The organism is Enterobacter sp. 22452 (genome assembly GCF_052045065.1).
Classification (GTDB): Bacteria; Pseudomonadota; Gammaproteobacteria; order Enterobacterales; family Enterobacteriaceae; genus Enterobacter; species Enterobacter mori.
On record NZ_JBQEOB010000010.1, the window covers coordinates 63,291 to 84,278 of the forward strand.

Sequence of the window (20,988 nt, forward strand, 5' to 3'; positions counted from 1 at the left end):
AGACCGCAAATTAATACGATTAACAACATTCCGTCACAGTTTTAATATTGCTGATAAAAACTATTCTCATTATCATCATTGTGTAGATTATTTAACCTCTCGTGGAATCAGGCGCTATGCAATTCACTCCAGACAGTGCATGGAAAATTACCGGTTTTACTCGTGAAATTAGCCCCGCCTATCGGCAAAAGCTCTTGTCACTCGGCATGCTACCCGGCTCGTCATTCCAGGTAGTACGCGTGGCCCCGCTGGGCGACCCCGTTCATATCGAAACCCGACGCGTCAATCTGGTACTGCGTAAGAAAGACCTCGCCTTAATTGAAGTCGAAGCGTTATCTCAATAACAAGCCAGCGGTTCAGTGAGTCTATTACAATGAAAAAATTAACTATTGGCTTAATTGGCAATCCTAATTCCGGCAAGACAACCTTATTTAATCAGTTAACCGGTGCGCGCCAGCGCGTCGGCAACTGGGCAGGCGTGACGGTTGAACGCAAAGAAGGCCAGTTCACGACAACGGACAATCAGGTCACGCTGGTTGACCTGCCGGGCACCTATTCGCTCACCACGATTTCATCCCAGACCTCGCTCGATGAGCAGATCGCCTGCCACTATATTCTGAGCGGCGATGCGGATCTGCTCATCAACGTGGTGGATGCGTCCAACCTTGAGCGCAATCTCTATCTGACGCTGCAGCTGCTTGAGCTGGGTATTCCCTGCATCGTGGCGCTTAACATGCTCGATATCGCAGAGAAGCAGAAATTGCGCATCGACGTCGATGCCCTCTCCGCCCGCCTGGGCTGCCCTGTGGTTCCGCTGGTCTCAACCCGCGGGCGCGGCATTGATGCCCTGAAGCTGGCCGTTGACCGCCACACAGGTAACGCCGACATTGAACTGGTGCACTACGCGCAGCCGCTGCTTCGCGAAGCCAGCCGGTTGGCGCAGGAGATGGACACCGCCATGCCTGCCAGACAGCGTCAATGGCTCGGCCTGCAGATGCTGGAAGGCGATATCTACAGCCGCGCCTATGCCGGTGACGCAGCAGATAAACTCGACGTGGCGCTGGCACGCCTGAGCGACGAGCTGGATGACCCGGCGCTGCACATCGCGGACGCGCGCTATCAGGCCATCGCCGCGATTTGCGACGTGGTCAGCAACGCCCTGACGGCGGAACCCAGCCGCTTTACCGCCGCCGTAGATAAGATTGTGCTCAACCGCTTTCTCGGTTTGCCCATCTTCCTGCTGGTGATGTACCTGATGTTCCTGCTTGCCATTAACATCGGCGGCGCGCTCCAGCCTGTCTTTGACGCCGGTTCCGTCGCGATATTCGTGCACGGTATCCAGTGGCTGGGCTACACCCTGCACTTCCCGGAATGGCTGACTATCTTCCTCGCCCAGGGGATTGGCGGCGGTATCAACACCGTGCTGCCGCTGGTGCCGCAGATCGGCATGATGTATCTGTTCCTATCCTTCCTCGAAGACTCCGGCTATATGGCTCGCGCGGCGTTCGTGATGGATCGCCTGATGCAGGCGCTGGGGCTGCCGGGTAAATCCTTCGTGCCGCTGATCGTTGGCTTCGGCTGCAACGTGCCGTCGGTAATGGGTGCACGTACGCTTGATGCGCCGCGCGAACGGCTGATGACCATCATGATGGCGCCATTTATGTCCTGCGGCGCGCGCCTGGCCATCTTTGCGGTCTTTGCCGCCGCTTTCTTTGGTCAGCAGGGCGCGCTGGCGGTCTTCTCGCTGTACGTGCTCGGCATCGTGATGGCAATCCTGACCGGTCTGATGCTGAAGCACACCATTATGCGCGGTGAAGCGTCACCGTTCGTGATGGAGCTGCCGGTTTACCACGTACCGCATCTGAAGAGCCTGGAGATCCAGACCTGGCAGCGCCTGAAAGGCTTCGTGCTGCGCGCCGGTAAAGTGATTGTCATCGTCAGTATCTTCCTGAGCGCGCTGAACAGCTTCACGTTGAGCGGTCAGGCGGCAGATAACATCAACGACTCTGCCCTCGCCTCCGTCAGCCGCGTCATCACACCGGTCTTCAAACCGATTGGCGTGCAGGACGATAACTGGCAGGCGACTGTTGGCCTGTTCACCGGCGCAATGGCGAAAGAGGTGGTTGTCGGGACGCTGAACACGCTCTACACCGCAGAGAACATTCAGGAGCAAGAGTTCAATCCGGCAGAGTTTAAGCTCGGCGCCGAACTGCTGGGTGCCGTTGAGGAAACCTGGCAGAGCCTGAAAGACACCTTCAGCCTGAGCGTGCTGGCGAACCCGATTGAGGCCAGCAAAGGCGACGGCGAAATGGCGACCGGCGCCATGGGCGTGATGAGCGAGAAATTCGGCAGTGCGTCAGCGGCCTACAGCTACCTCATCTTCGTGTTGCTGTACATTCCGTGCATCTCGGTAATGGGGGCGATTGCCCGTGAGTCCAGCCGCGGCTGGATGGGCTTCTCCATTCTGTGGGGGTTGAATATCGCTTACTCCCTGGCGACGGTGTTCTATCAGACCGTTAACTTCAGCCAGCACCCGCGTTACAGTCTGGTCTGCATCCTGGCGGTGATCCTGTTTAACGTGATGGTGATGGGCCTGCTGCGCCGGGCGCGCAGCCGCGTTGATATCAACCTGCTGGCGACGCGTAAAACCCCGACCACCTGCTGCAACAGCCCGACCGGCGACTGTCACTAAGGGGCAAACAGATGGCATCGTTGATTCAGGTTCGTGATTTACTGGCGTTACAGGGGCGCATGGAGGCAAAACAGCTAAGCCTCAGCCTGCATACGCCCCAGCCGATGATCGATGCCATGCTGGAAAGACTCGAAGCGATGGGAAAAGCCGTGCGCATTCAGGAAGAGCCGGACGGTTGTTTGTCCGGCAGCTGTAAACGTTGCCCGGAAGGGAAGGCCTGCCTCAGGGAGTGGTGGTCGCTTCGCGAATAAAGCCGGACAGCGCCGAACAAAACTCGCCAGGGTGCGAGATGAACGGCGCGTGTGCCGCTTTGGCAACCACCCGCGATGCACTCTCCGGCCACAGGTCATCCAGCAGCGGAACCACCTTGCGCGGCACCAGCCCGTCCAGATAACCATAAATACGCAGATGCGGGACCGCCAGCGACGCCAGCGGTTCACGCAGATCGATCGTTTTCAGGATCTCAAGCCCCCCGTTAAGCACCTCAACGTCAGGCATCGGCAGCGAAAGCACGGTCTGTTTCAGCGTGCGCGCATCCTGACGCGCGGTTTCTGTTCCCATCGTCTGCAGCGCGAGAAAACGTTCCACCGTCCGCTGGAAGTCTTCGCTTAGCTGCTGCTGGAATCCGGCCAGCACTTCAGGCTTGATACCCGGCCACGCATCCTGCGCGCTAAAACACGGGGACGAGGCCACGGTAACCAGCGCGCTCACGCGCCCGGGGTTATCCAGCGCAATTCTGCTTGCCACCAGCCCACCCAGGCTCCAGCCCAGCCAGACGGCGTTTTGCGGCGCGGCATCCAAAACCTGCTGCGCCATCTCATCAAGCGACATCGCGCCAAAGCCGCGGCTGCGGCCATAGCCCGGCAAATCCACCAGATGCAGCGTAAATTGCGAGGCGAGTTCCTCACTTACGCAACGCCACACTTCCGCATTCAGTCCCCATCCGTGCAGCAGCACAAGATGACAATTTCCCGTCCCGACGGTCTGCCACCACAGCGTCTTCATCAGCTATCGTTCTCTTTTTTTACATGGAGGTTGCCTATGCTAACAGTGCCCGGCTTGTGCTGGCTATGCCGAATGCCGCTTGCGCTCAGCGCGTGGGGGATCTGTTCCGTCTGTACCCGCTCGCTGGAAGGACGAATCGCCGGGTGCCCGCAGTGTGGGTTACCGGCGGTCAGCCTGGCGATCCCCTGCGGTCGCTGCCTGAAAAAAGCGCCGCCGTGGCAAGCGCTTGTGGCGGTGGATAATTATGTTCCGCCGCTCAGTTCGCTTATCCACGCGCTGAAGTTTTCCCACCAAAGCGTACTGGCGACGCCCCTTGCACGCCTGCTGCTTCTCGCCGTGTTGCAGGCACGACGAACGCGCGCGCTGCCGCGGGTCGACATGCTGATGAATGTCCCCCTGCACCACCGTCGCCACTGGCGGCGCGGCTATAACCAAAGCGACCTGCTCTGTCGTCCGCTCGCCCGCTGGCTCGGATGCCGTTACGCTGCCTCAGCGCTCAGGCGCGTGCAGGCAACCGCAATACAGCATCAGCTCAGCGCGCGGCTTCGCAAAAGGAACCTGAAAAATGCCTTCCGCCTTGAATTGCCGGTTCACGGTCTCCATATCGCGCTTGTGGATGATGTCGTCACCACGGGCAGTACCGTTGCTGAACTTTCCCGACTGCTTTTGCAAAGCGGCGCCGCGTCGGTTCAGGTATGGTGTCTGTGCCGTACCTTGTAGCCCTTCTTCAATGGGCGTATGATTATACCCAGGTAATTTAGTCAACTATTAGGCCAAAGCTATGATCCGTATTTCCGATTCTGCACAAGCGCACTTTGCCAAATTGCTGGCAAATCAGGAAGAAGGGACGCAGATCCGCGTGTTTGTGATCAATCCAGGCACTCCGAATGCAGAATGTGGTGTCTCGTATTGTCCTCCGGACGCTGTGGAAGCAACTGACACTGCCCTTAAATTTGAACAGCTCACCGCGTACGTCGATGAACTGAGCGCACCGTATCTTGACGATGCGGAAATCGACTTTGTCACCGACCAGTTGGGCTCTCAGCTGACCCTGAAAGCACCGAACGCGAAAATGCGTAAAGTGTCTGACGATGCCCCGCTGATGGAGCGCGTTGAGTATCTGCTGCAATCGCAGATCAACCCACAGCTGGCAGGACACGGTGGCCGTGTAACCCTGATGGAAATCACGGAAGACGGTCTGGCGATCCTGCAGTTCGGCGGCGGCTGTAACGGCTGTTCTATGGTCGATGTGACCCTGAAGGAAGGGATCGAGAAGCAGCTGCTGAACGAATTCCCGGAACTGAAAGGCGTGCGCGATCTGACCGAGCACCAGCGCGGCGAGCACTCTTACTACTAATTCAGTACCCTTCTGTCTTGCCCGGTGGCGCTGCGCTTACCGGGCCTACAAAACAGTGACTGCATCCGAATCGTAAGCCGGGTAAGGCGTAGCCGCCACCCGGCTTTTGTTTTCCCCTCTCTATATGTTGACCTGCGTCTCATAATTCAAATTTAGCCTCCCAGGGTGATTCTCAATCACATCATGTTACCCGTATCATTCTCGTGGGCACTCAGCACCCTTATAACAGCCGACTAAACTTAATGGTTTCGAAGGCATCAGTATGAGTGCCGTTAACGCTCTGTTCCCAGTTGGGACAATCGGAATTTGTCGTTGAAACAATGACGTTACCCATAACAATTCAAAGGCCAGGTAAATCATGCCATTAGTCATCGTTGCTATCGGTGTTGTGTTATTACTGCTCTTGATGATCCGTTTCAAAATGAACGGATTTATCGCTTTGGTTCTGGTGGCACTTGCAGTCGGTCTGATGCAAGGGATGCCACTGGTGAAAGTCATCAGCTCGATTAAAGCCGGTGTCGGCGGTACGCTCGGCAGCCTGGCGTTGATCATGGGCTTCGGCGCCATGCTCGGCAAAATGCTGGCGGACTGCGGGGGGGCGCAACGTATCGCCACCACACTGATCGCCAAATTTGGTAAGAAGAATATCCAGTGGGCGGTGGTGTTAACCGGTTTTACCGTCGGTTTCGCGCTGTTCTATGAAGTGGGCTTCGTGCTGATGCTGCCGCTGGTGTTCACCATCGCGGCTGCGGCAAATATCCCGCTGCTGTATGTCGGTGTGCCAATGGCTGCGGCGCTGTCCGTGACCCACGGCTTCCTGCCGCCGCACCCGGGTCCAACCGCTATCGCCACCATTTTCCACGCAGATATGGGTAAAACCCTGCTGTTCGGTACGATTCTGGCAATCCCAACCGTGATTCTGGCGGGCCCGGTTTATGCGCGCTTCCTGAAAGGCATTGATAAGCCGATTCCTGAAGGTCTGTACAGCGCCAAAACCTTTACCGAAGAAGAGATGCCTGGCTTTGGCGTCAGCGTCTGGACTTCTCTGGTACCGGTGATCCTGATGGCGATGCGTGCCGTGGCGGAGATGGTCCTGCCAAAAGGTCACGCGTTCCTGGCGGTTGCGGAATTCCTGGGTGACCCGGTGATGGCAACGCTGATTGCGGTACTGATCGCGATGTTCACCTTCGGTCTGAACCGCGGTCGTTCAATGGATCAGATCAACGACACGCTGACCTCGTCCATCAAAATCATTGCCATGATGCTCCTGATCATCGGCGGTGGCGGTGCGTTCAAGCAGGTTCTGGTCGACAGCGGCGTGGACAAATACATCGCGGCCATGATGCACGAAACCAACGTGTCGCCGCTCCTGATGGCCTGGTCTATCGCTGCCGTGCTGCGTATTGCGCTGGGTTCTGCGACCGTTGCGGCGATCACCGCAGGCGGTATCGTTGCCCCGCTGATTGCGACCACGGGCGTAAGCCCTGAGCTGATGGTTATCGCGGTCGGTTCCGGTAGCGTGATTTTCTCTCACGTGAACGATCCGGGTTTCTGGCTGTTCAAGGAGTACTTCAACCTGACCATCGGTGAAACCATCAAGTCCTGGTCCGCGCTGGAAACCATTATTTCGGTGTGCGGTCTGGTCGGGGTGCTGCTGTTGAATATGGTGGTTTGATGTAAAAAAGCCGGGTGGCGCTTACGCTTACCCGGCCTACATTCTATTCCCTCTCCCTCTGGGAGAGGGTTAGGGTGAGGGTGAAACTACCGCTTCTTACCCACCGCTCTTCTGCGCTTGTCCAAATCCTTAATCAGCCTGTTCACCCCATCATCGGCAAACATCTTCTCAAGAGTTGTGGAGAGCTTGCGACGCCAGTTCTTGTACTGATAGCTGGTGCCCGGAATGTTCACCGGCTCCGCCATATCAATCCAGTCTTCCGGCTGCAGGCCCAGCAGAGCGCTGTTGCTGTCGGCAATATAGCGCTGCAAACCACGGTTAAGCGTGGAGGTCATCGACATCAACGACGCCTTATGCCCGGCGCGTTTCGGCAGACAGCCATGCTTGTGCAGCGCATCCAGCAGCCCCTGTTTGGAGAGTTCGCGATCCTGATACAGGCCGCGCAGAACCTCTTCATCAGGATAGAGTCCCAGCGTTTTACCGAGCGTCAGGTCGCCGCTTTCCCAATAGCCACGAAGCGTAGGAAGGTCATGCGTCGTCGCGACTGCCATTGACTGTTCAGGGTACGCTTTCGGCGCGCGGAAGGTTTTCTCATGGTCGTTTTCAAAATAGAGCACTTTGTAGGAGTAGACGCCGCTGTCGCGGAGCTTACTGACAATTTCCACCGGCACGGTACCGAGATCTTCACCGATCACCATGCACTGGTGACGCTTACTTTCCAGCGCCAGGATCGACAGCAGATCGTCAACCGGGTACTGCACGTACGCTCCGTGATCGGCGGTTTCACCGTACGGGATCCACCACAGACGCAGCACGGACATCACGTGGTCGATACGCAGCGCCCCGCAGTTCTGCATGTTCGCGCGCAGCAGGTCGATAAACGGCTCGTAGGCGCGCGCCGCCATCACGTGCGGATCCATCGGCGGCAAGCCCCAGTTCTGGCCGAGCGGGCCAAGGATATCCGGCGGCGCGCCGACGGAGGCTTTCAGACAGTAAAGCTCGCGGTCACACCAGGTTTCCGCACCGCCTTCCGCCACGCCGACGGCCAGGTCACGATACAGACCGATAGGCATTTTATAGCCCTGGCTCACCTGCCAGCAGGCGGCAAACTGGCTGTACGCCAGCCACTGCAGCCACAGGTAGAAGTCCACCTCGTCAGCGTATTTTTTGCAGAAGGCTTTCACTTCAGGCGTGTCGACGGTCTGATACGCTTCCGGCCAGACCGGCCAGCCCCAGCGCATTTCGTCCTCTTTCACCTGATACGCGTGCAGCGCATCAAACGCCGCCTGCCAGTACAGGCTCTCGCCCTCCTGGGTGACAAACTGACGGAAGGCCATCATCTGCTCGTCATCGCGCTTCGCAAAACCTTTCCATGCCAGACGCAGTGCCGCCATTTTCAACGCGGTGACGGTGGCGTAGTCCACCCAGTCGGCGTCGCGCGCCTGCTTCAGCGCGTACTGCGTGGTGCTGAGGTTCCACCACGCCTGCGCCTCTTTGCTGTTTTTGAAGTCATCTAACGCGTTAACGTCGATGTAAATCACGTTCAGCCAGCGACGGGACGACGGGCTATACGGGCTGGCACTTTCCGGGTTCGCCGGATAAAGCGCATGGATCGGGTTGAGGCCGATGAACGCGCCGCCGCGCTCGCCCACATCCACCAGCATCTTTTTCAGGTCGCCAAAATCACCGATGCCCCAGTTGCTGTCGGAACGCAGCGTATAGAGCTGCACGCAGGCGCCCCACAGCTTTTTACCTTCGAGCAATGCCTGCGGCTCGTAGCAGCGTTTTGGCGCGACGATCACCCGGCAGTGGAAACGCAGGTCATCCTGGGTGAGCGTTAAGGTGTGATAGCCCTCCGGCAGCTTCGCCGGAAGGTTGAGCGTTTTGCCACCGGTGGCGTGGCCTTTGTGCTGATGCCCCTCTTCGGTGGTGAGCAGCCAGCTAAACTCGCCGCGCCCCTCCACCGCCAGCGGCATCTTTTTGCCTGCAGTGAATACCTTCACGTTCGGCACCGGTGCAACCGACGCTTTCGCGTCGGCTTTGTGCATGGCATCCAGCAAACGTCTTTTGGTGTCGGCGCCAATAGACTGCGGTTTGCCGTGCGCATTGATGTAACTGAGGCTGATCCCCGCCGCCTGCGCGGCACTGTCCAGACGTTTACTCTCCATCGCGCTTCCTTAGCGTTTTGCCTGCCAGATACGGGCCTGATAATCACGGATTGAACGGTCAGAGCTGAACATGCCGCAGCGGGCGGTGTTCAGGATGCACGCGCGGGTCCACGCGTCCTGGTCGCGATACAGCACGTCGACCTGTTTTTGCGCTTCAACGTAGGCCGTGAAGTCCGCCATCACCAGATACGGGTCACCGCCGTGTTTGTCCATGCTGTGCAGCATCTGGTCAAACGCGTGCTTGTCGCCGTCGCTGTATTTGCCGCTTTCCAGCTCTTTCAGCACCGCGTCCAGCACTTTGTCTTTCTTACGCCATTTCACCGGGTCGTAGCCTTTGGCCTTGATGGCTTTCACCTCTTCCACGGTATGGCCGAAGATAAAGATGTTCTCTTCACCGACCTTCTCGGCGATTTCGACGTTTGCCCCGTCGAGCGTACCCACGGTCAGCGCGCCGTTCAGCGCCAGCTTCATGTTGCCGGTACCGGACGCCTCTTTCCCTGCGGTAGAGATCTGCTCGGAGATATCCGCTGCCGGGATCAGCATTTCAGCCGCTGAGACACAGTAATCCGGCAGGAACACCACCTTCAGCTTATCGCCCACTTTCGGATCGCTGTTGATCGCCGCCGCCACTTTGTTGATGGCGAGGATAATGTTTTTCGCCAGGTAGTAGCCCGGTGCCGCTTTCGCACCGAACAGGAACACGCGCGGCACGCGGTCGGCCTGCGGGTTCTCGCGGATCTCTTTGTACAGCGCCAGAATGTGCAGCAGGTTCAGGTGCTGGCGTTTGTACTCGTGCAGACGTTTGATCTGGATATCGAAAATGGCATTTGGGTTGATCTCAATCCCGGTACGCACTTTCACGAACTCCGCCAGGCGAACCTTGTTCTCCAGCTTGATCGCGCGGTACTGCTCGCGGAATTTCGCGTCGTCAGCCTGTTTTTCCAGGTTGATGAGCTGGTCCAGATCGTTGGCCCACTCTTTCTTCAGGGTCTTGTCCAGCAGGCCGGCCAGCAGCGGGTTGCACTGCTTGATCCAGCGGCGCGGCGTGATGCCGTTGGTCACGTTGTGGAATTTGGTCGGCCACAGCTGGTGGTATTCCGGGAACAGATCTTTCACCACCAGGTCCGAGTGCAGCGCCGCCACGCCGTTAACGGCAAAGCCACTGACAACGCACATGTTCGCCATGCGCACCTGTTTGTCGTGAACCACCGCCAGCTTCGCCCAGACCGCTTTGTTGCCCGGCCATGTTTTATCCACCAGGGTTTTAAACTGGTCGTTAATCTTGTTGATGATCTGCATATGACGCGGCAGCAGGGTTTTCACCAGCTTCTCATCCCAGCACTCCAGCGCTTCCGGCATCAGGGTGTGGTTGGTGTAGGCAAAGGTACGGCTGGTGATGGCCCAGGCGTCGTCCCAGCTCAGCTGATGTTCGTCGATCAGCACGCGCAGCAGTTCCGGGATGGCAATGGTCGGGTGCGTGTCGTTGAGCTGAATCACTTCGAAGTCCGGCAGTTGCGCCAGCTTGCGGCCCGCCAGGTGATGGCGACGCAGAATATCCGCCACGGAGCAGGCGCACTGGAAGTACTGCTGCATCAGGCGCAGCTTTTTACCCGCCAGGTGGTTGTCGTTCGGGTAGAGCACTTTCGTCAGCTTCTCGGCGTCGATACCCTGCTGCTCGGCGCGCAGGAAATCGCCGTCGTTGAATTTGGTCAGGTTAAACGGATGCGCATGCTTCGCCTGCCACAGACGCAGCGGCTGCGCCACGCCGTTACGGTAGCCGAGCACCGGCAGATCCCAGGCTTCACCGGTAAGGGTGAACGCCGGTTCCCAGAGTCCCTGCTTAGTGACTTTCCCGCCAATGCTGACCTGCACATCGAGCTGCGCGTTGTGGCGGAACCACGGATAGGTGTTGCGATGCCAGTCATCCGGTGCTTCCATCTGATGCCCGTCGGCAAACGACTGACGGAACAGGCCATACTGATAGTTCAGACCATAGCCAATCGCGGACTGACCAACGGTTGCCATAGAGTCAAGGAAGCAGGCCGCCAGGCGCCCCAGACCACCATTCCCCAGCGCCGGGTCAGTTTCTTCTTCCAGCAGGTCGGTCAGGTTAATGTCGTGTTCTTTCAGCACATCGCCGACGTCCTGATACCAGCCGAGGTTCAGCAGGTTGTTGCCGGTCAGGCGGCCAATCAGGAATTCCATCGAGATATAGTTCACGTGACGCTGGCCCTTAACAGGCTTCGCCACCGGTTGAGCATCCAGTTGCTCTGCGAGCGCACCGCTCACCGCCTGCCACCACTGGTGAGGCGTCATCTCGTTTGCAGCACGAAGGCCAAAACGCTGCCACTGACGCGTCAGGGCAGCCTGGAATTGAGCTTTGTTGAAGGTAGGCTGTGACATAGGGAATTGGCATCCTGTAGAAAGAAAACACATGTTGGCGCTAGTGTGCCTGGCTCATTCCGCCTCTTCCTCCTCCTGTGGGGGATTAGACAGGGAGGAGTAGCGGGGATGAGCATAAAAGTGTGATCGAGGCCACTCTGTAAGTGTGCACGGCGGGAGAAAAGATATCCTGGAAGAGTGTCAAAAAAATGAAATGCAGTTTCGTAAGAAATCATTCCACGCGGAAATGATTACTTACGTACAATAATATTTCTGCAATCGGGTAATAACTAAGGCGATTATTAATTTCCCTTAACTTTACCAGCAGTATATTAAATTTAACGTCACTATCCCTTTCTGAAACCAGTTTCAGCGCAGCCGCAACACAACCATACAAGCCAGCATTGACGGGGCGTCAAAGACCTTTCCAGAAAGTTCCATCATCTGCCTGAATGTTTTGTGACAGAGTGCAAATTCACAGCCACCAAATCCAGACATAACTTGCAATAGTTAACTTATTGGCCGAACTTATATCCATTAATTACGAAGCGCAAAAAAAATAAAATCTCTCGTTCCCCACAGTGAAGTGAAACCTATGTTGATTCCGTCAAAATTAAGTCGCCCGGTTCGCCTTGACCATACCGTGGTCCGCGAGCGTCTGTTGGCTAAACTTTCCGGCGCGCATAATTTCCGACTGGCGCTGGTTACGAGCCCTGCAGGCTATGGAAAAACAACGCTCATTTCGCAATGGGCCGCAGGTAAGAGCGATCTCGGCTGGTACTCCCTTGATGAGGGCGATAACCAGCAGGAGCGTTTTGCCAGCTATTTGATTGCCGCCATTCAACAGGCCACCAACGGACACTGCGTCGCCAGTGAGGTGATGGTGCAAAAGCGCCAGTACGCCAGCCTGTCTTCCCTTTTCTCACAGCTGTTTATCGAACTGGCCGAATGGCATCGCCCGCTTTATGTGGTGATTGATGACTATCATCTGATCACAAACCCGGTGATCCACGAGTCGATGCGCTTCTTCCTGCGCCATCAGCCGGAAAACCTGACCTTAGTTGTCTTATCGCGTAACCTGCCGCAGCTGGGTATTGCCAACCTGCGCGTGCGCGATCAGCTTCTTGAAGTGGGCAGCCAGCAGCTGGCCTTCACCCACCAGGAAGCGAAACAGTTCTTTGACTGCCGCCTGACCTCACCGATTGAGGCCGCCGAAAGCAGCCGCCTGTGCGATGATGTCGCGGGCTGGGCCACGGCGCTGCAGCTGATCGCGCTCTCTGCCCGGCAAAACAACAGTCCGGCGCATCAGTCTGCGCGACGTCTGGCGGGCATCAACGCCAGCCACCTTTCTGATTATCTGGTGGATGAGGTGCTGGACAGCGTCGATCCCTCCACCCGTAATTTCCTGCTGAAAAGCTCCCTGCTGCGTTCCATGAACGATGCGCTGATTGTGCGCGTCACCGGCTGTGAGAACGGCCAGCTACAGCTTGAAGAGATTGAACGTCAGGGGCTGTTTCTGACGCGCATGGACGACCCCGGCGAGTGGTTTAGCTATCACCCGCTGTTTGGCAGCTTCCTGCGCCAGCGCTGCCAATGGGAACTGGCGGTTGAACTCCCGGAGATCCACCGCGCCGCTGCCGAAAGCTGGATGGCACAAGGCTTCCCGAGCGAGGCCATCCACCACGCGCTGGCCGCCGGTGATGCCAGCATGCTCCGCGATATCCTCCTGAACCATGCATGGGGCCTGTTCAACCACAGCGAGCTGACGCTGCTTGAAGAGTCGTTAAAAGCGCTGCCGTGGGAAAGCCTGCTGGAGAACCCGCGTCTGGTGCTGCTTCAGGCCTGGCTGATGCAGAGCCAACATCGCTACAGCGAAGTTAACACCCTGCTGGCGCGTGCCGAGCAGGAGATGGAAAGCGAAATGGATGCCACCCTGCACGGCGAGTTCAACGCCCTGCGCGCTCAGGTAGCCATTAACGACGGCGACCCGGACGAAGCTGAACGGCTGGCGATGGTCGCGCTGGATGAACTGCCGCTGGCTAACTTCTACAGCCGCATCGTTGCGACCTCGGTGCATGGCGAAGTGCTGCACTGCAAAGGCGACCTCACCCGTTCGCTTTCACTGATGCAGCAAACCGAGCAGATGGCACGTCGGCACGATGTCTGGCACTACGCGCTGTGGAGCCTGATCCAACAGAGCGAGATTTTATTTGCGCAGGGGTTCCTGCAGGCCGCCTGGGAAAATCAGGAAAAAGCGTTCCAGCTGATTCGTGAACAGCATCTGGAACAGCTGCCGATGCATGAGTTCCTGTTGCGTATTCGCGCTCAGCTGCTGTGGGCATGGTCACGTCTGGACGAGGCCGAAAGCTGCGCCCGTCAGGGTGTAGACGTACTCTCCAGCTTCCAGCCGCAGCAGCAGCTACAGTGTCTGGCGCTACTGGTCCAGTGTTCGCTGGCGCGTGGGGATCTGGATAATGCCCGCAACCACCTTAACCGCCTGGAGAACCTACTCGGCAACGGTCAGTATCACAGCGACTGGGTGTCAAACGCCGATAAGGTTCGGGTAATTTACTGGCAGATGATTGGCGATAAAAAGTCCGCCGCCAACTGGCTGCGTCAAACGCCGAAACCGGAATTTGCCAACAACCACTTCCTGCAGAGTCAGTGGCGGAACATTGCCCGCGCGCAGATCCTGCTGGGTGAGTTTGAACCGGCGGAGATCGTGCTGGAGGAGTTAAACGAAAACGCGCGCAGCCTGCGGCTGATGAGCGACCTGAACCGCAACCTGCTGCTGCTGAACCAGCTCTACTGGCAGGCCGGGCGTAAAAATGACGCCCAGCGCGTGCTGCTGGAAGCGCTACAGCTGGCTAACCGCACCGGGTTTGTCAGCCACTTTGTCATTGAAGGCGAAGTCATGGCGCAGCAGCTGCGCCAGCTTATTCAGCTCAATACGCTGCCGGAACTGGATCAGCATCGCGCTCAGCGTATTCTGCGCGAGATTAACCAGCACCATCGCCATAAGTTCGCGCATTTCGATGAGAACTTTGTAGAACGTCTGCTGAACCACCCGGAAGTCCCGGAACTTATCCGCACCAGCCCGCTCACTCAGCGTGAATGGCAGGTTCTCGGGCTGATTTATTCCGGCTACAGCAACGAGCAGATTGCCGGCGAGCTGGCGGTGGCGGCGACCACCATCAAAACGCATATCCGCAATTTGTATCAGAAGCTGGGTGTGGCGCATCGACAGGATGCGGTGCAGCATGCGCAGCAATTGTTGAAGATGATGGGGTACGGCGTGTAGGTTTTGTGCGGCCTGATGCCCTCACCCCGCCCCTCTCCCACAGGGAGAGGGAGAAAGGCTTTTCAACACAACTCTAACTGCAAATTATTATCTTTAATCACCTGCATCACGCCCGCTGGCGGCATCACGTCGGTATAAACCGCATCCACCATGCTGATGCTGCCCATGTTCACCATCGCGTTACGGCCAAACTTGGAATGGTCTACCACCAGCATCACGTGGCGTGAGTTTTCAATAATCGCGCGCTTGGTGCGCACCTCGTGATAATCAAACTCCAGCAGCGAGCCGTCGCTGTCGATGCCGCTGATCCCCAGAATGCCGAAGTCGAGGCGGAACTGGGAGATAAAATCGAGCGTCGCTTCGCCAATAATCCCGCCGTCGCGGCTGCGCAGTTCGCCGCCCGCGAGGATGATGCGGAAATCGTCTTTCTGCATCAGGGTATTGGCCACGTTCAGGTTGTTCGTCACCACGCGCAGGTTCTCGTGATCCAGCAGCGCATGGGCCACCGCTTCCGGCGTGGTGCCGATATCAATAAACAGCGTCGCCCCGTTTGGGATCTGGCTGGCGACCTTGCGGGCAATCCGCTCTTTCTCTGCCGTCTGCGTGGCTTTACGGTCATGCCAGGAGGTATTGACCGAGCTGGACGGCAGCGCCGCCCCGCCGTGGTGGCGCAGAATGCGGTTCTGATCGGCCAGATCGTTCAGGTCACGACGGATGGTTTGTGGACTGACGGCAAACTGCTCCACCAGCTCTTCGGTGCTGACGTATCCCTGTTTTTTAACCAGTTCGATAATGGCGTCATGACGTTGTGTTTGTTTCATCAATTATCCCTGAGAATTATGTTCGTTTTCGCGCATGGAGCGTGTCGGCGAAGGCCATCGCCAGCCCCACGGCCAGCCCGGTGACGTGCGCACCGTTGGCGATAGACATACCAAACAGATCAAACCATCCGGCAATTAGCCATATTAACGCAAAGGTTATCAAACCGCGTTGCAGATAGATGCCGCTTTCAGGGTCGCGTTCGCCTCTGAGCCAGACATAGCCCATCAGGGCGTACACCACGCCCGACAATCCGCCAAACCACGGGCCACTGAATTTATGCTGCACATAGCCGCTCAGCAGGGCGCTAATAATGGTGATAACGATCAGCTTGCCGCTGCCGAGCCGCTTCTCCACGATACCGCCGAGATACCACCACCACAGCAGATTAAAGAGGATGTGCATCACCGAGAAGTGCATCAGCGCGTGGGTAAAGTAGCGCCAGACGTCAAACTGCAGCGACGGATCGTACGGCCACGCCAGGGCAATAATCACGCTCTGGTCGCCCGCCACGTTCATAATGATGAAGACGATAATGCAGGCCGCCATCAGCAGCAGCGTAAACGGCCCTGCGCGTTCGCGGATGGTGGCAAGGAAGGGAAAACGACTGTAGTGCAACCCGCTGCCGGTGTGGCCGGATTGCCAGCTTGCCGCCAGATAGCGCGGATCGCCAGGGTTCTCAAGGAAACGCGCCAGTTCTTCATTTACACGCGCGGCCTGGCTCTCGTCGGCCAGCCAAACGTCGGTCTGATTATGTTGCTGAATGGTCAGGATAACGCCCTGCGTCGCCATATAGTCGACAAACGCCTGGGCGACGCGCGGGTTGGTAAAGGAGGTAATCATCAACATGGGCGACGGTCGCTTATTTCCACACAAAAGGGGACAGTATAGCGGGATCAGCGCTCAAAAGCGTATTCCACTTCTGCAGGGAAATGACGATGCCAGGCATCGAAGCCGCCGTCGACGCTGTACACCGCGTCGTAACCCTGCTGAAGCAGATACTGCGCCGCGCCTTTGCTGCTGTTGCCGTGGTAGCACATGACCATTACCGGCGTCTCGAAGTCGTTATCGCGCATAAACGCGCCCAGCGTGTCGTTGGTGAGATGGAACGCGCCCGGCGTGTGGCCCATCGCAAAGCTTTGCGGATCGCGGATGTCCACCAGCACCGCTTTTCCCTGGTGCATCTTCTGGTGGGCTTCTTCTACGTTAATACATTCAAACTGATCCATGGTGTTCTCTTTCGATTATTCAGATTTTATGCGGCTTGCTGACCCTCACCCCAGCCCTCTCCCTATAAGGGAGAGGGAGCAAACCATTCCCTCGCCCCTCCGGGGAGAGGGTTAGGGTGAGGGGAAAGGGCATCAGACCGCACTATGTTACCCCGTAGTGTACGTCCTGGCGGCGGGTAAACGCCATTATGTTATCCATATCACTCTAAATTGTTTTTTTGATGTTACCAAAAGCGCGTTCCTTTGCTATTATGAGCGATATCGAACATTTCTGAGCTTTAACGAAAGTGCGTGAGGGTGTTATGGAAACCAAAGATCTGATTGTGATAGGCGGTGGCATCAACGGTGCCGGTATTGCGGTCGATGCCGCAGGACGCGGTTTATCCGTGCTGATGCTGGAAGCTAACGATCTCGCCTGCGCGACCTCGTCCGCCAGCTCCAAACTGATCCACGGTGGCCTGCGCTACCTGGAACACTACGAATTCCGCCTGGTCAGTGAAGCACTGGCCGAACGCGAAGTGCTGCTGAAGATGGCCCCGCATCTGGCTATTCCGATGCGCTTCCGCCTGCCCCATCGCCCGCATCTGCGTCCGGCGTGGATGATCCGAATTGGTCTGTTTATGTACGATAATCTGGGTAAGCGCACCAGCCTGCCGGGTTCGAACGGTTTGCGTTTTGGCTCAGAATCGGTCCTTAAGCCTGAAATCGTGCGCGGTTTCGAATATTCCGACTGCTGGGTGGACGATGCGCGTCTGGTGCTGGCGAATGCGCAGATGGTAGAGAAAAAAGGCGGCAAGGTGAAAACCCGTACCCGCGCCACCGCCGCGCGTCGTGAAAACGGTCTGTGGATTGTGGAAGCGGAAGACGTGGATACCGGCGAGAAGTTCAGCTGGAAAGCGCGCGGTCTGGTGAACGCCACCGGCCCGTGGGTGAAGCAGTTCTTCGATGACGGCATGCACCTGCCTTCTCCGTACGGCATCCGCCTGATCAAAGGCAGCCACATTGTGGTGCCGCGCGTCCATACCCAGAAGCAGGCCTACATTCTGCAAAACGAAGATAAACGCATCGTGTTTGTCATCCCGTGGATGGACGAGTTCTCGATCATCGGCACCACCGACGTGGAGTACAAAGGCGATCCGAAAAACGTCGAGATCGACGAGAGCGAAGTGAACTACCTGCTGAAAGTGTATAACGCGCACTTTAAGAAGCAGCTGGCGCGCGATGACGTGGTCTGGACCTACTCCGGCGTGCGTCCGCTGTGCGATGACGAGTCTGACTCACCGCAGGCCATCACCCGCGACTATACGCTCGATATTCACGACGTAGACGGCCAGGCGCCGCTGCTGTCGGTGTTTGGCGGCAAGTTGACCACCTATCGCAAGCTGGCCGAGCACGCGCTGGAAAAACTGGCACCGTACTATAAAGGCATTGGCCCGGCATGGACCAAAGGCGCGGTTCTGCCTGGCGGTGATATCGGCGATAACCGCGATGATTATGCCGCGAAGCTGCGCCGTCGTTTCCCGTTCATCACCGAAGGCATGGCGCGCCACTATGCCCGCACCTACGGCAGCAACACCGAGCTTTTCCTGGGCGACGCGAAAGCGCTAGCCGATCTTGGCGAGCATTTCGGTCACGAGCTGTATGAAGCCGAGCTGCGTTACCTGGTGGAGCACGAGTGGGTTCGCCGCCTGGATGATGCCATCTGGCGTCGTACCAAAGAGGGGATGTGGCTCAACGCCGAGCAGCAGTCTCGCGTGGCGCAGTGGCTGCAGCAGCATGCGGGAAAGCGTGAGTTGTCACTCGCGTCCTGATGTAAAAAGCCGGGTGGCGGCTCCGCCTTACCCGGCCTACTCTATCCCGTAGGCCCGGTAAGCGCAGCGCCACCGGGCTTTGTTTTTATAACCGCACCGGATCAATATGCCAGATCGTCTCGGCATACTCCTTGATGGTCCTGTCAGACGAGAAATACCCCATATTGGCGATGTTGTGCATCGCGGTGATGGTCCACTTCTCCTGCTGACGATACAGCTCGTCCACCCGGTCCTGACAATCAACGTAGCTACGATAATCCGCCAGCACCTGGTAGTGATCGCCAAAGTTAATCAGCGAATCCACCAGGTCCCGGTAGCGTCCAGGCTCTTCAGGATTAAACAACCCGGTCGCGATTTGGGTCAGCACCTGACGTAGCTCTTCATCCTCTTCATAATACTCACGCGGTTTGTAGCCCTGCCTGCGCAGTTCCTCCACCTCCTCCGTGGTATTACCGAAAATAAAGATATTCTCCTCCCCCACATGCTCCAGCATCTCAACGTTCGCGCCGTCCAGCGTGCCGATGGTCAGCGCGCCGTTCAGGGCAAACTTCATGTTACTGGTGCCGGACGCTTCCGTCCCCGCTGTGGAAATCTGCTCTGAGAGATCCGCCGCCGGGATGATCAGCTGCGCCAGGCTCACGCTGTAGTTAGGGATGAATACCACCTTCAGCTTGTCGCCGATGTCCGGATCGGTATTCACCACCTTCGCCACGTCGTTAATCAGGTGAATGATGTGCTTCGCCATGTAATAGGCGGAAGCCGCCTTACCGGCAAAGATCTTCACGCGTGGCACCCAGTCAGCCGTAGGGTCGGCCTTGATACGGTTGTAGTGCGTGATCACATGCAGCACGTTCATCAGCTGGCGTTTGTACTCGTGAATACGCTTGATCTGCACGTCGAACAGCGCTTTCGGGTTCGCCACTACGTTCAGATGCATCGCCAGCCAGACCGCCAGACGCTTTTTGTTGAGGAGCTTGGCTTCACGCACGGCTTTATTCACCGTCGGGAAATCAATGTGCTGTTCCAGTTCGCTCAGCTGGCTCAAATCGGTGCGCCAGGTGCGGCCGATATTCTCGTCCAGCACGTCAGACAGCGGCGGGTTCGCCAGCGCCAGCCAGCGGCGCGGCGTGACGCCATTGGTCACGTTGCAGAAACGCGTCGGGAAGATCTTCGCAAAATCCGCAAACAGCGACTGCACCATCAGGTTCGAGTGCAGCTCGGATACCCCGTTGACCTTGTGGCTGATCACCACCGCCAGCCAGGCCATGCGCACGCGGCGACCATTGGATTCATCGATGATCGACGCACGGCTCAGCAGGCCGGTATCGTTCGGGTACTGTTCCTGCAGGGTCTTGAGGAAGTAGTCGTTAATTTCAAAGATAATCTGCAGGTGGCGCGGCAGAATTTTGCCGAGCATATCCACCGGCCAGGTTTCCAGCGCTTCGCTCATCAGCGTGTGGTTGGTGTACGAGAACACCTGACAGGTCACTTCAAAGGCGTCATCCCAGCTGAACTTATGTTCGTCGATCAGCAGGCGCATGAGTTCAGGAATGGAGAGCACCGGATGCGTGTCGTTGAGGTGAATCGCCGTTTTCTCCGCCAGATTGGCGTAGGTTTTGTGCAGCTGGTGATGACGGCTGAGGATGTCCTGAATCGTTGAGGAGACGAGGAAATACTCCTGACGCAGGCGCAGCTCGCGGCCCGAGTAGGTTGAATCGTCCGGATACAGTACGCGGGACACGTTCTCGGAGTGGTTTTTATCTTCCACTGCCGCAAAGTAGTCGCCCTGGTTAAATTTACCGAGGTTGATCTCGCTACTGGCCTGGGCATTCCACAGGCGCAGCGTGTTGGTGGCGTCGGTGTCGTAGCCGGGGATGATCTGGTCATAGGCTACGGCGAGGATCTCTTCGGTTTCGACCCAGCGGGATTTTTTGCCTTCCTGCTGAATACGCCCGCCAAAGCGCACTTTATAGCGCGTGTTGTGACGCTTGAACTCCCACGGGTTGCCGTATTCCAGCCAGTAATCCGGGGACTCTTTCTGGCGGCCATCAACGATGTTCTGCTTGAACATGCCGTAGTCGTAGCGGATGCCGTACCCGCGGCCCGGCAGCGCCAGCGTCGCCAGCGAGTCAAGGAAGCAGGCGGCAAGACGTCCCAGACCACCGTTTCCGAGGCCGGGGTCGTTCTCTTCGTCGATCAGCTCTTCTAAATCCAGCCCCATCTCTTCCAGCGCGGTTTTGACGTCGTCATAAATACCGAGCGACAGCAGCGCGTTGGAGAGGGTGCGGCCAATCAAAAATTCCATCGACAGGTAGTAAACCTGACGCGTTTCCTGCGAGAGCTGGGCGCGGTTGGAGCGCAGCCAGCGTTCGACTAAACGGTCACGCACTGCAAACAGGGTGGCGTTCAGCCACTCGTGTTTGTTGGCGATAACCGGATCTTTCCCGATGGTGAACATCAGCTTGTAGGCGATGGAGTGCTTTAACGCCTCAACGCTGAGCGTGGGTGAAGAGTAGCTAAATGGAGCGTTCATATCAGTAACTTCGCCT

15 protein-coding genes are annotated in these 20,988 nt (G+C 57.4%); 8 read left to right on the forward strand and 7 right to left on the reverse strand.

Features of this window, described 5'->3' with window-relative positions:
• Positions 1-116 precede the first annotated feature (116 nt).
• The 3 genes from feoA to feoC are packed head-to-tail and all read left to right on the forward strand — an operon-like array spanning position 117 to position 2,943.
• Positions 117-344: a ferrous iron transporter A gene (feoA, locus tag ACTJJA_RS21395; protein WP_010436417.1), complete on the forward strand. Its 228-nt coding sequence runs from the start codon at positions 117-119 to the stop codon at positions 342-344.
• Between the two features lie 29 nt (positions 345-373).
• Positions 374-2,692 carry a Fe(2+) transporter permease subunit FeoB gene (gene feoB, locus ACTJJA_RS21400; RefSeq protein ID WP_440669162.1) on the forward strand — a complete coding sequence of 773 codons (2,319 nt, stop codon included), beginning with the start codon at positions 374-376 and terminating at the stop codon, positions 2,690-2,692.
• Between the two features lie 11 nt (positions 2,693-2,703).
• Entirely contained in the window at positions 2,704-2,943 is a 240-nt protein-coding gene (gene feoC / locus ACTJJA_RS21405) for a [Fe-S]-dependent transcriptional repressor FeoC (RefSeq protein WP_420984704.1), read from the forward strand.
• On the opposite strand, the gene bioH is transcribed toward feoC, so the two are convergent.
• On the reverse strand, positions 2,915-3,697 hold the full coding sequence (bioH, locus tag ACTJJA_RS21410; RefSeq protein WP_440669163.1) for a pimeloyl-ACP methyl ester esterase BioH: 783 nt from the start codon (positions 3,695-3,697) through the stop codon (positions 2,915-2,917). The genes feoC and bioH overlap by 29 nt on opposite strands.
• A 36-nt stretch (positions 3,698-3,733) precedes the next feature.
• On the opposite strand from bioH, the gene gntX reads away from it, so the two are divergent.
• The 3 genes from gntX to gntT all read left to right on the forward strand — a co-directional run bounded on the left by gntX (position 3,734) and on the right by gntT (position 6,729).
• Positions 3,734-4,417 carry a DNA utilization protein GntX gene (gntX, locus tag ACTJJA_RS21415; RefSeq protein WP_440669164.1) on the forward strand — a complete coding sequence of 228 codons (684 nt, stop codon included), beginning with the start codon at positions 3,734-3,736 and terminating at the stop codon, positions 4,415-4,417.
• Positions 4,418-4,478: 61 nt separating this feature from the next.
• Positions 4,479-5,054 (forward strand): Fe-S biogenesis protein NfuA, encoded by a 576-nt coding sequence (nfuA, locus tag ACTJJA_RS21420; protein ID WP_010436427.1) that lies wholly within the window; start codon positions 4,479-4,481, stop codon positions 5,052-5,054.
• 358 nt (positions 5,055-5,412) lie between these two features.
• Positions 5,413-6,729, forward strand: a complete 1,317-nt coding sequence (gene gntT / locus ACTJJA_RS21425) for a gluconate transporter (protein ID WP_109082295.1) — start codon at positions 5,413-5,415, stop codon at positions 6,727-6,729.
• Between the two features lie 86 nt (positions 6,730-6,815).
• Here gntT and malQ read toward each other — a convergent pair whose 3' ends face one another.
• Together malQ and malP are read right to left on the reverse strand one after the other, a co-directional pair.
• Positions 6,816-8,897 (reverse strand): 4-alpha-glucanotransferase, encoded by a 2,082-nt coding sequence (gene malQ / locus ACTJJA_RS21430; RefSeq protein WP_440669165.1) that lies wholly within the window; start codon positions 8,895-8,897, stop codon positions 6,816-6,818.
• A gap of 9 nt (positions 8,898-8,906) precedes the next feature.
• The gene (malP, locus tag ACTJJA_RS21435; protein ID WP_440669166.1) at positions 8,907-11,300 is read right to left on the reverse strand and encodes a maltodextrin phosphorylase; all 2,394 of its coding nucleotides are present in this window, start codon (positions 11,298-11,300) and stop codon (positions 8,907-8,909) included.
• 574 nt (positions 11,301-11,874) lie between these two features.
• On the opposite strand from malP, the gene malT reads away from it, so the two are divergent.
• A complete protein-coding gene (gene malT / locus ACTJJA_RS21440) occupies positions 11,875-14,580 on the forward strand; it encodes an HTH-type transcriptional regulator MalT (RefSeq protein WP_089598550.1) in 2,706 nt (901 codons plus the stop codon).
• Between the two features lie 62 nt (positions 14,581-14,642).
• On the opposite strand, the gene ACTJJA_RS21445 is transcribed toward malT, so the two are convergent.
• From ACTJJA_RS21445 to glpE, 3 genes are read right to left on the reverse strand one after another with little or no spacing between them, the layout of a single operon-like run.
• A complete protein-coding gene (locus ACTJJA_RS21445; RefSeq protein ID WP_008503060.1) occupies positions 14,643-15,401 on the reverse strand; it encodes a DeoR/GlpR family transcriptional regulator in 759 nt (252 codons plus the stop codon).
• A 16-nt stretch (positions 15,402-15,417) separates the two neighbouring features.
• On the reverse strand, positions 15,418-16,248 hold the full coding sequence (glpG, locus tag ACTJJA_RS21450; protein WP_440669168.1) for a rhomboid family intramembrane serine protease GlpG: 831 nt from the start codon (positions 16,246-16,248) through the stop codon (positions 15,418-15,420).
• 47 nt (positions 16,249-16,295) lie between these two features.
• Positions 16,296-16,628 (reverse strand): thiosulfate sulfurtransferase GlpE, encoded by a 333-nt coding sequence (gene glpE / locus ACTJJA_RS21455; RefSeq protein WP_006177908.1) that lies wholly within the window; start codon positions 16,626-16,628, stop codon positions 16,296-16,298.
• 302 nt (positions 16,629-16,930) lie between these two features.
• Between glpE and glpD the strand changes: the two genes are divergently transcribed.
• A complete protein-coding gene (gene glpD, locus ACTJJA_RS21460; RefSeq protein ID WP_440669169.1) occupies positions 16,931-18,439 on the forward strand; it encodes a glycerol-3-phosphate dehydrogenase in 1,509 nt (502 codons plus the stop codon).
• An 85-nt stretch (positions 18,440-18,524) separates the two neighbouring features.
• Here glpD and glgP read toward each other — a convergent pair whose 3' ends face one another.
• Complete coding sequence (gene glgP / locus ACTJJA_RS21465; RefSeq protein WP_089598547.1) at positions 18,525-20,972, reverse strand: glycogen phosphorylase; 2,448 nt, start codon at positions 20,970-20,972, stop codon at positions 18,525-18,527.
• Between the last annotated feature and the right edge of the window lie 16 nt (positions 20,973-20,988).